Annotated in this window: 12 protein-coding genes; 4 read left to right on the forward strand and 8 right to left on the reverse strand. The window is 69.7% G+C overall.

Annotated features, from left to right (window positions below):
• Positions 1 to 70 precede the first annotated feature (70 nt).
• The 6 genes from R8F63_09715 to ruvC form a co-directional block, all read right to left on the reverse strand.
• Positions 71 to 880, reverse strand: a complete 810-nt coding sequence (locus tag R8F63_09715) for a maleylpyruvate isomerase N-terminal domain-containing protein (protein MDW3218875.1) — start codon at positions 878 to 880, stop codon at positions 71 to 73.
• Positions 881 to 960: 80 nt separating this feature from the next.
• Positions 961 to 1,254 carry an antibiotic biosynthesis monooxygenase gene (locus R8F63_09720; GenBank protein ID MDW3218876.1) on the reverse strand — a complete coding sequence of 98 codons (294 nt, stop codon included), beginning with the start codon at positions 1,252 to 1,254 and terminating at the stop codon, positions 961 to 963.
• Positions 1,255 to 1,305: 51 nt separating this feature from the next.
• Positions 1,306 to 2,325, reverse strand: coding sequence for a tRNA preQ1(34) S-adenosylmethionine ribosyltransferase-isomerase QueA (gene queA, locus R8F63_09725; GenBank protein MDW3218877.1), 1,020 nt, complete (start codon positions 2,323 to 2,325; stop codon positions 1,306 to 1,308).
• A gap of 87 nt (positions 2,326 to 2,412) precedes the next feature.
• Positions 2,413 to 3,453 (reverse strand): Holliday junction branch migration DNA helicase RuvB, encoded by a 1,041-nt coding sequence (gene ruvB / locus R8F63_09730; GenBank protein MDW3218878.1) that lies wholly within the window; start codon positions 3,451 to 3,453, stop codon positions 2,413 to 2,415.
• A 1-nt stretch (position 3,454) separates the two neighbouring features.
• Complete coding sequence (gene ruvA / locus R8F63_09735; GenBank protein MDW3218879.1) at positions 3,455 to 4,063, reverse strand: Holliday junction branch migration protein RuvA; 609 nt, start codon at positions 4,061 to 4,063, stop codon at positions 3,455 to 3,457.
• A complete protein-coding gene (ruvC, locus tag R8F63_09740) occupies positions 4,060 to 4,575 on the reverse strand; it encodes a crossover junction endodeoxyribonuclease RuvC (GenBank protein MDW3218880.1) in 516 nt (171 codons plus the stop codon). The genes ruvA and ruvC overlap by 4 nt, the downstream gene beginning before the upstream one ends.
• A 75-nt stretch (positions 4,576 to 4,650) precedes the next feature.
• Here ruvC and R8F63_09745 point away from each other — a divergent pair, with 75 nt between their 5' ends.
• Genes R8F63_09745 through R8F63_09755 form a run of 3 tightly spaced genes read left to right on the forward strand, consistent with a single transcriptional unit; the run spans position 4,651 to position 7,058 of the window.
• Positions 4,651 to 5,196: an ElyC/SanA/YdcF family protein gene (locus R8F63_09745; GenBank protein MDW3218881.1), complete on the forward strand. Its 546-nt coding sequence runs from the start codon at positions 4,651 to 4,653 to the stop codon at positions 5,194 to 5,196.
• A gap of 45 nt (positions 5,197 to 5,241) precedes the next feature.
• On the forward strand, positions 5,242 to 6,237 hold the full coding sequence (locus R8F63_09750) for an ABC transporter ATP-binding protein (GenBank protein ID MDW3218882.1): 996 nt from the start codon (positions 5,242 to 5,244) through the stop codon (positions 6,235 to 6,237).
• A complete protein-coding gene (locus R8F63_09755) occupies positions 6,234 to 7,058 on the forward strand; it encodes an ABC transporter permease subunit (protein MDW3218883.1) in 825 nt (274 codons plus the stop codon). The genes R8F63_09750 and R8F63_09755 overlap by 4 nt, the downstream gene beginning before the upstream one ends.
• 79 nt (positions 7,059 to 7,137) lie before the next feature.
• Here R8F63_09755 and R8F63_09760 read toward each other — a convergent pair whose 3' ends face one another.
• On the reverse strand, positions 7,138 to 9,375 hold the full coding sequence (locus R8F63_09760; protein ID MDW3218884.1) for an arylsulfatase: 2,238 nt from the start codon (positions 9,373 to 9,375) through the stop codon (positions 7,138 to 7,140).
• On the reverse strand, positions 9,368 to 10,255 hold the full coding sequence (locus tag R8F63_09765; protein ID MDW3218885.1) for an aminotransferase class IV: 888 nt from the start codon (positions 10,253 to 10,255) through the stop codon (positions 9,368 to 9,370). The genes R8F63_09760 and R8F63_09765 overlap by 8 nt, the downstream gene beginning before the upstream one ends.
• A gap of 82 nt (positions 10,256 to 10,337) precedes the next feature.
• Here R8F63_09765 and R8F63_09770 point away from each other — a divergent pair, with 82 nt between their 5' ends.
• The gene (locus tag R8F63_09770) at positions 10,338 to 12,953 is read left to right on the forward strand and encodes a hypothetical protein (GenBank protein MDW3218886.1); all 2,616 of its coding nucleotides are present in this window, start codon (positions 10,338 to 10,340) and stop codon (positions 12,951 to 12,953) included.
• Positions 12,954 to 12,961 lie beyond the last annotated feature (8 nt).

The raw sequence follows: 12,961 nt of genomic DNA on the forward strand, positions 1-12,961 counted from the left end.
AGCGAAGGTCGACCAGGCGCCGGGAATCCCTCGGCGTCGACGAGCGCTGAGTCTTGGCCGCGACTGGCCGTCACTCCGCCATGAACTGCGCCAGGGATCCGAGCATGGCGGGCGCGTCCGGGGCCAGGTCTTCGAGTGCTGTTCCCCGCCCCGAGAGGGAATCGACGATCGAACAGAGATCGGCGGCGAAGTCCGCTTCGGCATCCGTCGACTCCGCGCTCGAGATCGCACCCGCCTGGTGGACCGCGCTGACCACACGGCCGCCGGATCCGGTGAGGTCCATCGTCACGCCGAAGGGCTGTTCCATCATCCGGGCCGGCACCATGGCCATGAGGAGTGCGTAGACAGCGGCCAGCCGTTGCTCGTCGTTCGTGGACTCCGCCGTCAGACCGAGGGGCAGGAGCACGTCGCGCTCGTGCAGCCACGAGTCCCAGAAGATGTGAACGATGTTGACGGTCCAGTGGGCGGGGCCGTACACCGTCGCGTCGAGCGAGGAGTCACCGGCCGTCATCTTCTCGCCGACGCGGGCCCGTAGCCGCTCGGCGGCGTCGGCGAATCGCTCGATCGTCCGAGTGGGAGCATCGCCGGCCGACTCAGCGAGCCACACGTCCGGCGTCGTCCGGGGGTCGAACGCGCCGAGCGTGAACGGCGGCGACTCACCGAGGACCTGGGCCGCTCCCAGCTGCACGGCGTCGGCGACATGGCGAACGGTGTCGTGGGCGGACCACGACGGGTTCCGCGACGGCTGCTCCCACTGCTCGGGCGTGAGCGCCTGCCACGCCTCGACGATCCGGGCGTGATGGGTGGCGAGGATGCCGACGAACTCGTCGCCGCTCAGGTTCAAGCCGTGATCGGTTGACACCTTCCACAGCTTCGTCATCGTGGAACCTCCGGGTTCGGATGGACGACCGTACCAGCGGCGTTTGGTCGGCCGGAGCGACGCATCGCGTTCCGGCCCGGTCACATCTCGACGAGGATCTCGTTGATCGTGACCACCGGAGGCTCGAGGAACTCGGCTGCGAACTGCGCCATGACGGTCTGGAACTCAGCGCTGCCGCGAAGCCGCTCGTAGGACTCTGCGTCTCGCCAGCGAGCGATCACCGTCACCTCGCCGGCCTCGCGATCAGCCGTGAACCACGCGCCCAGCCAGTCGTCGTGGCCTGCCACCAGTTCCCGATTCGTCGCATCGAAGAGCGACGCGAGCTCGTCGATCGACTCCGGGCGGACCTTGACCCTCGTGACGACTGCGTACACCAGACCCATCCTCCCGAGTCCGGATCCAATCATGACACAACAGCCGAGCCCTCAGACTGCCTGCGCCGACCGCTCGAGCAACATCGCGTCGCCGAAGCTGAGGAAGCGGTAGTCCTCCCGCAGCGCCGCGGCGTAGAGGTCGCGCCAGCGGGGACCGACGAAGGCGTCGACGAGGCAGAGCAACGTGGACCGGGGCAGGTGGAAGTTGGTCATCAGCACGTCGACCGTCGTCCACTCGTAGGGGCGGCGGATGAAGATCCGGCTGCGGCCTTCCGGTTCGCCGGTCGTGCCCCACGTCTCGAGCGCGCGGACGGACGTCGTGCCGACGGCGACGACGCGATTCGCCGCCGCGATCTTCGCCTGCGTCCCCGCGGGGACGTGGTACCACTCGCTGTGCATCACATGGTCGTCGAGACGGTCGACCTGCACGGGCCGGAACGTGTCGAGGCCGACGGCGAGCTCGACGGTCGCGGTCTCGATGCCCTTGTCCGCGAGTCGGGCGAACACCTCGTCGGTCAGATGCAGGCCTGCGGTCGGCGCGGCTGCGGACACGGGCCGGTCGGCGAAGACGGTCTGGTAGCGCTCCGGGTCCTCGATCTGGTTCTCGATGTAGGGCGGGAGCGGCGGCAGCCCGACCTCGGCCAGGACGTCGAGCAGCGCCCGGTCGCCGGGATCGGGCCGCACGAGCCGGCGCCCGTCGCCGAGGTCCTCGCCGACCTCGACGCTCAGTCCGTCGGTCGTCAACGACGTCCCCGCGGGGACTTTTTTGGACGGCTTGACCAGCGCCTCCCACCATCCGTCGTCGCCGGCCTCGAGGAGCAGTACCTCGGCGGCGCCTCCCGTCGGGCGGGTCAGCGGAAGCCGCGCCGGGAGCACGCGGGTGTCGTTGACGACGAGGAGGTCGCCCGGCTCGAGCAGATCCGGCAGATCGGCCACCGTTCGATGCTCGATCGTGTCGCCCCGATCCACGAGGAGGCGGGCCTGGTCCCGCACCGGGAGCGGCGTCTGGGCGATCGACGACGACGGCAGCTCGTAGTCGATGTCGTCGAGCGTCTCCGGGGGCCGATTCACCCTCGGCAGGCTACGACCCCTCCCGTTCTGGGTGAACATTGGGTCGGTTTCCGACCCAATGTTCACCCAGAACGCAAAGGAAGGGCGTCAGTCGTCGAAGAGGCCGGGGGCGGGAGCGGGCGCGGCGGGCGGGGTCATGCCGAGGTGCTCGTAGGCGGCGGGGGTCGCGACGCGGCCACGGGGGGTGCGCATGAGGAGGCCCTGCTGGATGAGGTACGGCTCGTAGACGTCTTCGACGGTCTCGGTCGGTTCGCTCACCGAGATGGCGAGCGTGGACAGCCCCACCGGTCCCCCGCCAAAGCGGCGGCAGACGGAATCGAGGACGGCGCGGCTGGCCTTGTCGAGGCCGAGCACGTCGACCCCGAAGAACGCGAGACCATCGGCGGCGATGCCGGCGTCGATGTGGCCGTCTCGCTCGACCTCGGCGTAGTCACGGACCTGGCGCAGGAGCCGGTTGGCGATCCGGGGGGTACCCCGGGAACGACGGGCGATCTCCCATGCCCCGTCGGCGTCGATGTCGACGTCGAGGATGCCGGCCGCCCGCATCACGATCGACTGGAGATCGTCGACCTCGTAGTAGTCGAGCCGGGCGACGAGTCCGAAACGGTCCCGCAGCGGACCGGTGATCAGACCGGTGCGGGTGGTGGCGCCGACCAGCGTGAACCGCGACAGATCGAGCGGGATCGAGCGGGCGGCCGGGCCCTTGCCGAGCACGACGTCGATCCGGAAGTCCTCCATCGCCGGATAGAGCACCTCCTCGACGGGGCGCGGCAGGCGGTGGATCTCGTCGATGAAGAGGATGTCGCCCTCCTCCAGCTTCGACAGGATCGAGGCCAGGTCGCCGGCCCGTTCGAGCGCGGGACCCGAGGTGACCTGGATGTGGGTGCCCATCTCCGCGGCGATGATGTTGGCGAGGGTGGTCTTGCCGAGCCCGGGGGGACCGGCGAACAGCAGATGGTCGACGGCCTCGCGCCGCTTGGACGCGGCGCCGAGCATCACCCCGAGATGGCCCTTCAGCTCGGCCTGGCCGACGAACTCGTCGAGCGTGCGGGGCCGAAGGCCCGGCGTGTCGAGGTCGTCGACGATGTCATCCTCGGTCTCGCCCGGCGTGAGCAACTCCTCGCGCATGTCAGACCCCCGTGGCCAGACGCTTGAGGGCTTCCTTGAGCAGCTCGCTCGTGTCACCCTCGGACGGCAACTCGCTCAGCACGCCGTGGATCTCGTCGATGCCGTAGCCCAGGCCCTCCAGCGCGGCGCGCAGGTCTGCCCGCGCACCGCCGGCCGACGAGGTGGACGACCCGTCGTCACTGATCGTGATGACGGGACCGTCGGGCACGTCGAGCTTGGACTTCAGCTCCATGATCAGGCGGGCGGCGGTCTTCTTGCCGACGCCGGGCACGAGGCACAGGGCAGCGACGTCGTCGTCGGCGACCGCGATGCGCAGCGCATCCGGCCCGTGGACCGACAGGATCGCGAGCCCGAGCGCCGGGCCGACGCCGTGGGCCGAGATCAGCTGTTCGAAGATCCGGCGCTCGTCGATCGAGGCGAACCCGTAGAGCGTCTCGCTGTCCTCCCGGACGGCGTGGTGGGTGTGGACGAACACGTCGCCGTCGATCTCGCCGATCGTGACGGACGTGGACGGTGTGACCGCCACCCGATAGCCGACCCCGCCGACCTCGACCAGCAGCTCGCCGTCGGGACCGCGATCGAGCAGCGTGCCCCGCAGTGATCCGATCATGAACGTGTTCCTCCGTTTCGCCCGACCATCGCCCGCGATGATCGCGCAGGCACCCGGGCCAGGTGGCACAACGCCACGGCCACGGCATCCGCGGCGTCGGCCGGCGACAACCGCTGCGGGAGATGGAGCAACGTCTGCACCATCGCCCCGACCTCGTCCTTGTCGGCGCCGCCCCACCCGGCGACCGACTCCTTCACCTCGTTCGGCGAGTACTCGACCACGTCGCAGCCGGCGGACGCCGCCTCCGCCATGATGATCCCGCTCGCCATGCCGACGGACATCGCCGTGGACACGTTGTGCTGGAACAGCACCCGTTCGATCGCGACCACCTGCGGTTCGAACTCGCGGATCAGCGCACGGATCTCCTGCTGCATCTCGGCGAGGCGAATCGGACGCTCGGTCTGCGGATCGGTGCGGATCACCCCGGCCGCGACGGCGCGCGGTTTGCGGCCGTGTTCGACACAGCCGTAGCCGCAGCGCGACAAACCCGGATCGATCCCCAGCACGAACACATGTACGACCCTAGCGAAGAAATGTGCCGCACCCGGACCACCTGTGAACGACCGGTCCGTGGCACCCTTGCGGCCGTGTCCCGCCGCCGTTGGCTCCTGGTCGGAGCCGCCGCCCTGTTGCTACTCGTCGGCTTCCTGACGAATCGATGGTTCGTGAACCCGACGACCGACGAGCCGGGCACCGCCGACGCGATCTTCGTGCTGGGCGGCGGCGGGAACCGGGTGCAGTTCGCGGTCGACCTCGCCCGAGACGGCGTGGCCGACCAGGTCGTGTTCGCCTCGTCGTTCGTCGAGGAGGAACGGGTGTGGGCGGCGAGGCCGTGCAACACCCGCCGCCCCCGCGGCGTGCCGGACAGCGTCACCTTCGAGTGTTTCGAACCGGATCCGGGCACGACCCGCGGCGAGGCGCGCCTGCTGCGCGATCTCGCCGAGGAGCACGGCTGGGAGAGCGTGGTCGTCGTCGTGTCGACCGATCAGGTCACCCGCGCCCGCCGCCTGATCGAGCGCTGCTGGGACGGGGAGATCCGCATCGTCGACGTCGACCACCACGACCCCTGGTGGCGCCGGGCCGTCTACGAGTGGGGCGCCGGGCTGAAGGCAACGTTCCTGCGCAGCTGCTGAGTCCGGCGCGCTACAGCCGGCGGGACGGCTGCCGATAGAGCGAGGATGGATCCGCACCCCGCTCCTCCCGCGGTCTCGCTGCAGGGCGTCACCAAGTCGTTCAACGACGTGCCCGCGCTGACCGGCCTCGATGTGGTCGCCCCGGACGGCCGGATCACCGTGCTGCTCGGCCCCAACGGAGCAGGGAAGACCACCGCGATCCGCATCGTGACCGGCGCCATGTCGACCGACGGCGGCACGGTCCGCACGCTCGGGCTCGACCCGGACGTCGACGGCGAGGAGGTCCGCCATGCCTGCGGCGTCGTCTCCGCCAAGCCGGCGCTCTACGACCGTCTCTCCGGCACCGACAACCTCCGCTACGCGGCCGAGCTCCACGGCGTCGACAAGCGGATAATCGACGACCGCATCCGCAGCGCCGCCGGCCGCTTCGGCATCGAGCACGCGCTGGCGTCGCAGGTCGGGGGCTACTCCACCGGCATGAAGACCCGCCTGGCCCTCGCCCGGTCAGTGCTCCACGAACCGACGCTGCTGCTCTTCGACGAGCCCACCTCCGGCCTCGACCCCGAGTCCGCCCAGGCCGTGCTCCAACTCATCCGGGACATGACCACCGACGGCCACACCGTCGTGATGTGCACCCACCATCTCGTGGAGGCCGAGGGCCTCGCCGACCATGTCGTCGTGCTCGACGAGGGCAAGGATCTGATCGCCGGCCCTCCGGCCGAGCTCACCCGCCGCTTCTGGCCGGAGGACTCGGTCGAGATCGCGGTCGAAGGCGACGCGTCGATCGACGACATCACCGTGCTCGACGGCGTGCGCCGCACCGAGCCGAGCAAGTTCGGCACCCGCGTCGTACTCGACGATCCGTCACGCACGCCGGACGTCGTGGCGGCACTCGTCGGCGCCGGTCACCGGATCCGCATGGTCAACCCGCACGACCCAACGCTCGAGGAGCTGTACTTCGCGGTCCGACGGTCGGCCCGGGAGCTCGCCGAGTCCACCGCTGCGCCCGCGCCGAGCGCCGACCGGGAGGTCGCCCGATGAACTGGTCCCGCACCCTGACCGTCGCCCGCACGGACGTGAAGCAGCTCGTGCTCGCCAAGGACTTCTGGATGCCGATGGGCATCCTCGGCTCGATCTTCTTCGTGATCGTGCCCCTCGTCCTGCTCTTCAGCATCACGTCGCTCGGCGACGTCGACGCGGTCCGCAGCATCGCCGACACGCTCGAGGTCCTTCCCGAACGGGCGCAGGCCCAGATCAAGGGCGACACACCGCAGGGCCGCACGAGCTACGCCCTCGCCGTCTTCCTCTTCGCGCCGATGGCCGTGGTCGTTCCGCTGACGATCTCGACCGCCGTCGGCGCGGCGACGCTCGTCGGCGAACGCGAGCGGGGCACCGGCGAGTTCCTCGCCCACTCCCCCGCCGGCACCAAGGAGATCTACCTCGGCAAGCTGCTCGCTTCGCTGCTGCCCGGCTATTTCACGACGATGGTCGGCTTCACCGCCTACTCGCTGATCGTGAACCTGATCGTCGGCCCCGAGGTCGGCGGCTGGTTCTTCCCGACGACCCAGTGGTGGCTGCTGATGCTGTGGGTGCTCCCGGGCTTCCTGCTCATCGGCTTGTCGCTCGTGCTCCGGCTCTCCGGCCGGGTGAAGTCGACCGCCGCCGCCCAGCAGGCCTCCGGTCTGATCACGCTGCCGCTCATCGCGGTCTCGTACGCGCAGGCGTCCGGTGCGATCTACGGCACCGCCGGCACGACGATCGCCATCGGCGCCATCGCGTGGACGATCGGCATCGCCTCCACCGTCAAGGGCATGAGCGCCGTCAAACGCCAACGCCTCCTCGGCGTCGCCGACGGCGTCTAACCATACTTTCTGGGGTCAGACCCCCGTACTTTCTCGAATGGCCGGAGAAAGTACGGGGGTCTGACCCCGACGTACTTTCTCACTCGCGGGCGAGTTGGGTGCGGCCGGCGGCGGTGTGGTCGACGTCTTGGTCGTGGTCCATGTCGACGACGACCCGGATCAGCCGACCGGTGAACGGGTTCGGTGCTTCGTAATGGCTGACCGGGCTCGATCGGTCGAGTCCGATGTCGAGCCCGGAGAACGACACCATCGTCACGAAGATGTCGCCGGTCGTCATCACCCCGACGTCGACCCCGTCGATCGTCAGCGTGCCGGTGCCCGCGGGCCCGTCCCGGTCCATCCGGAACCCGAGATCGTGGCGTCCCGACGGCACCGCCCGGTCGGAGCGCACCAGCTGGTGTGACCCACCGATGTTGAGGTCGTGGACGAGATGACCGTTGCCGTCGATGTAGAGGGAGTAGCCGCTCGTCGCGTCACCGTGGGCGACCAGCACACCCGTGGCCCCACCGTCCGGGATCTCGACCTCGGCCACGATCCGGTAGCTGCGCGACCGCACGTCCGGCGCCACGTCGGTCGGCAGGTGCCCCATGCCGGCCCAGAACTCGTAGTGCGTGCGGTCACCGTGGACGCGGGCCGCGTTCTCGGCGAAGCGCTCGCCGAACCGGTCGTCGAGCGGCAGGACCTGATGGGCCTCGGCCTCGCGCCACCATTCGTCGATCATCGCCTGGAGACGGTCGGGCTCCTCCCCGGCGAGATCGTGGTTCTCGTTGAAGTCCGTGGTGAGGTCGTAGAGCTCCCACTGGTCGTCGTCGATCGCGGTGCCCGGCGCGTGGAAGGCGACCGCCTTCCACCCATCCAGATAGATCCCGCGATGGCTGAACATCTCGAAGTACTGCGCCCGCTTGCCCGTGTCCGCGTCGGGATCCGTGAAGGTGGACAGGAACGACGTCCCCTCCAGCGGCTGCTGGGCGACCCCGTTGACCACCTCGGGCGCATCCACCTCCAGCAGGTCGAGCAGCGTCGGCACGACGTCGCTCACATGGGCGAACTGATGACGCAGCCCGCCGTGATCGGTGATCCCGTTCGGCCACGAGACGACCAGCGGGTCCCGCACGCCGCCGCCGTGGGTGTTCTGCTTGTAGCGCTTGAGCGGCGTATTGGCGACCATCGCCCAGCCGAGCGGGAAGTTCGAGTGCGTGTCCGGCCCGCCGATGTCGTCGAGCCGGGCGATCCGGTCCTCGGTCGACTCGCTGATGCCGTTGTACGGCCCCATCGCGTTGACGAACCCCTTCGGCCCGCCTTCCTGCGACGCCCCGTTGTCGCTCAGGACCATGATCAGCGTGTCGTCCAGCTGGCCGGTGTCCTCGAGGAACTGCACGATCCGGGCGATCTGGCGGTCCGTGTGGTCGAGCATCGCGGCGTAGGCGGCCTGGAGACGTTGCCCCACCCGTTGCTCGTCCGGCGTGAGGTCGTCCCACGGCTTCACCCACGGGTTGCGCTCGGGCAGCTCGGTGCCCGGGGGGACGATGCCGGCGTCGAGTTGGCGAACGAGCCGACGCGCCCGGGCGGCGTCCCACCCGTCGGCGAAGAGCGGGTCGTAGCCGTCGATGATGTCCTTCGCCACCTGGTGGGGCGCGTGGCAGGCGCCCGGCGCGAAGTACAGGAACCAGGGCGTGTCCGGCACGCCGGCCCGATGCTCGGCGAGCATCCGGATCGACTCGTCGGCCAGATCCTCGGTCAGGTGGTAGCCATCGGCGAACGTGCCGGGCGGCGCCACGTGGGTGTTGTCCCGCACCAACTCCGGCGCGTACTGGTCGGTCTCCGCGTCGAGGAAGCCGTAGTAGCGATCGAAGCCACGGGCGAGCGGCCACCCGTCGGTCGGCCCCGTCGGACCCGTTTCGTACAGCGGCGTGACGTGCCACTTGCCGGCCATGTAGTTCCGGTAGCCGTGGGCCCGCAGCATCTCGGCGACGGTGCCGGCGCTGCGGGCGATCTTGCCGCGGTAGCCGGGGAAGCCCGAGTCGAAGTTGGCGAGACACCCCACGCCGACCGAATGGTGGTTGCGGCCGGTCAGCAGCGACGCCCGCGTCGTGGAGCACATCGCGGTGGTGTGGAAGCCGGTGTAGCGCAGCCCCCGCGCCGCGATCGCGTCGATCGCGGGTGTCGCCGCGTCGCCGCCGTAGCAGCCGAAGTCCGAGAACCCGACGTCGTCGAAGAGCACGACGAGCACGTTCGGGGCGCCCTCGCGCGGACGGGCCGGGTCGGGCCAGTGCGGGGTGGAGTCGGCGACGGTGCGCCCGATGACAGCGTCAGTCATCGGTCGAGCATGGCTCAGCGGGCGTGTGGAAGCTCGCTCGGACCATGCGCAGGTACTCCTCGCGCACGGCGAGGGCCACCGGCCCCGGCACCCCCGCGCCGACCGGTTCGCCGTCGATCGACACCACGGGTTGCACATAGGTCGACGCCGCGGTGGCGAACGCCTCGTCCGCCGCTTGCGCCTCGTCGAGGCCGACCACCCGCTCCTCGACGGCGAGGTCCAGCCGCTCGGCCACGGCGATCACGGCCCGCCGCGTGACCCCGCCGAGGATGTCGTGCGACAGCGGCCGGGTGATCAGCGCGCCGTCGCGCACGATGAAGAAGCTGCTCGACCCGCACTCGGTGATGAGGCCGTCGGATGTCACCAACAGCGCCTCGTCGCGTCCCTGTGCGGCGGCGTGTTGTTTGGCCAGGACCTGGCCGAGGAGATTCGGTGTCTTGATGTCGCGACGGGCCCACCGCAGATCCGGCGCCGTCGCGAGGGCGATGCCCGCCACCGCGTCGGCCGGCCCGGGGCCCGGATGACGTTCGATGAACGCGAACACCGACGGCGTGAGCCCCGCCGGGTAGACGTAGTCGCGCTCGACCCCGACGCCCCGGGTGATGTGCAGATACGCGAACCCGGCGTCGATCTCGTTGCGTTCGACAAGCTCCATGAGCAGGCCCCACCAGTCGTCCGCCGACTGCTCCACCTCGATCGAGATCTCCCGCAGCGACCGTTCGAGGCGCTCCATGTGGTGGAGGAAGTCCACGACCTGACCGTCGAGCACCCCCATCCCCTCGTAGACCGCGTCGGCGAAGAGGAACCCGCGATCCCCTACGGGAATCGCGGCCTCGTCACGGGCGACGACGGCCCCGTTCAGGTGGACGAAATGCTCCATCGGGAGAGTCTGGCAGGCCCAGCCGGCGCCGTCGGCGAACACTGATGACGACCGGATGACGGGCGTGGGCCAGGATGCGCCCATGCTGAAACGCTGCTCTGTCGCGCTCGCCGTCGCCGTTCTGGCGACCACCGTCTCGCCGGCGGCCGCCCAGGACACGGAGCTCCCACCGGACTACTTCGACGCGTTCGACTCGACCGCGGAGGAGGTCGCCGAGCTCGAACCCAACGAGTCGTGGGACCCGCTCGGCCTCTTCAGCGACGACGCCCTCCGCATCATCTCGGCGGCGACGGAGCCGGCGACCGGCGACACCTACGCGTTCGGCGACAGCAAGACGGACCCGCCGGTCATCACGCCGTCCGGGACCAAGCCGACCGGCGTCGGCAGCATGGTCTGGCAGCTTCCCGCGGACTGGACGCCACCCCAGCAGGGTTGGGCCGACGACATGGCGTTCGCCCAGAGCGCCCGCGCCCTCGACCCCGGCGCGGAGGTCGTCCTGTTCTGGGCGGAGATGGACGGCGACTACGACTTCACCTCGGACCTCACGGTCAACGAGGGGTTCCCGATCACGGTTCCCGGTCTGCCGGTGTGGAACAGCTCCTTCGCCGGAGACACGTGGGAGGGCGCGAACGTCATCCCCAACGCGGTTTACGACGGGACCACACTCACCTTCGACGTGAAGGGCTACGAACCGCCCCAGCAGTTCCCGCTCCTCGACCTCCCGGGGTTCTACTTCCGCTCGGGCAACGTCATGGCGATGGCGTTGGACGCGGACGGGCTCGCCGCGCTCGCTCCGAACGGGACGGCGCCGGCCGCGGCCGCATCGGAGGGCGTCGACTCGAACCTGCTCTTCACCGGCGAGGCCGCGACCTCACTGGCCCAGAACTCGGGACGATCCGAGGCCCTCAACTCGATGGTCTTCCGAGTGTTCCTTCACGTCGCGGTCGAGCTCTTCTCGCCGGGCTTCATCTTCCTGTCCGACGGCGAAGCGCGTTTCCTCCTCACGGTGATCGTGCTGCTGGCCACCGTGGGCATCCTCTTCGCGCCACCGCTCATCCCGGCGCCGGAACCGGAACCCGAGCCCGACCCGGACCCGGACCCCGCACCTGATCCGGGTCCCGCCGTCGTCGATCCGCCCAGCGACACCACACCGCCGTCGGCCCCCTCCACCATCGCGGACGACTCCGGCTTCCCGACCACCGTGTTGATCCTCCTCATCCTGGTCGGCCTCATCCTGCTGGTCGTCGGCCTGTTGTTGTTCGGCGGCGGCCGCACCCGCACCCGCTCCGGCGGCGATGACGACGAGGAAGACGAAGACGACGACGACGAGGACGGAGACGACGACGAGGAGCAGGAGGATCTGTCCTCGACCCCGCCGCCGGTGATCCACTCGTCGACGGAGGACGAGGGGCCCGACACCCGGCCGATCATCTTCGTGCCGGGCGTCATGGCGTCCGCCATCTCGGTGCCCAGCGCCAACGGCCCCCAGACGGTGTGGCCGCCGATCGGCTACGGCATCGATCCGACCGCCTGCTTCGAGGCGCTCCAGGCGACCGAGGCGGACAAGATGGAGATCTCCGGGATCACGTCGACCGGGCTCCTTCCGTTCATCCATCTCGGCCTGCTCGGGTTCCTCGACAGCCACGGCTACAAGCGGTATCCGACCCGCGGGCCGGCCAACTGCTACGTCCACTCGTACAACTGGCTCCGCCCGTGTGCGGAGGCCGGCGAGAGCCTCAAGGCCCTCATCGCTCGCGCCACCGCCGAGCACGGCCAGCCGCCGTCGATCATCGCCCACTCCATGGGTGGGTTGGTCACCCGGTCGGCCCTGCTCGACGGTTCCGCCCAGGTCGACAAGGTCATCTTCTGTGCCAGCCCCCACTACGGGGCGCCGATGGCGTACTTCTCGATCCATCCGGACATTCCCTACGCCTTCGTCCCCGGTCCGCTCGGCACGATCTTCAACGCGGCGTACGCGACGGCCACGTCCGGGCACGACTCGGACATCTCCTTCACCGATCAGGACTCCTGGGGCATCACGAAAGCGCTCGAGGGCGGCCTCCAGGCCGTCGAGAAGGCGGCGGAGACCGTCGCCCACGCGGCGTTCACGGGGTCCGCGTTCGACAACCACCTCAAGCTCGTCTCGCAGAACGCAACCGGCGTCTTCGAGCTCCTCCCGGATCATCTCTACTTCGAGCACATCAACGGCAGCTGGCCGGTCGTCACCCACAAGCAGCGGTGGTACCGGCGTTCCCACGGTTGGGAACGCCACGACTTCATCCCGAACTCACCCCACGACGCCTATCTGTCCGACAACCACAAGGACATCGCCGCGCTGCCCCCCTCGCTGCGGGGCAAGATCGAGGCCGCCATGGCCTTCAAGCGCACGATCTCCGTGCCGCTGCCGCCCGGCGGTGACGGGCGGACCATCGTCGTCTACGGGGCGAGTCACGACACCTTGTGCGAGGCCGTGATGACCGACGACGGCGATGCGACCACACGCGGCGACGTGGAGGTCGAACTCGGCGGCGACCAGGGCGGCGACGGAACGGTGCCCCGCGAATCCGGACGGGGTCGGTCGCTCTGGCACGGTGGCGTGATCGCCGAACGCGACAACGGAGCCGAGCACTTCATGCTCACCGAGACGACGAACTTCCATCGCATCATCGAGAACCACATTCCCCCCGGCGGCTACTGACGCGGCCG

This window comes from Acidimicrobiales bacterium (assembly GCA_033344915.1).
Lineage (GTDB): Bacteria > Actinomycetota > Acidimicrobiia > Acidimicrobiales > Aldehydirespiratoraceae > JAJRXC01.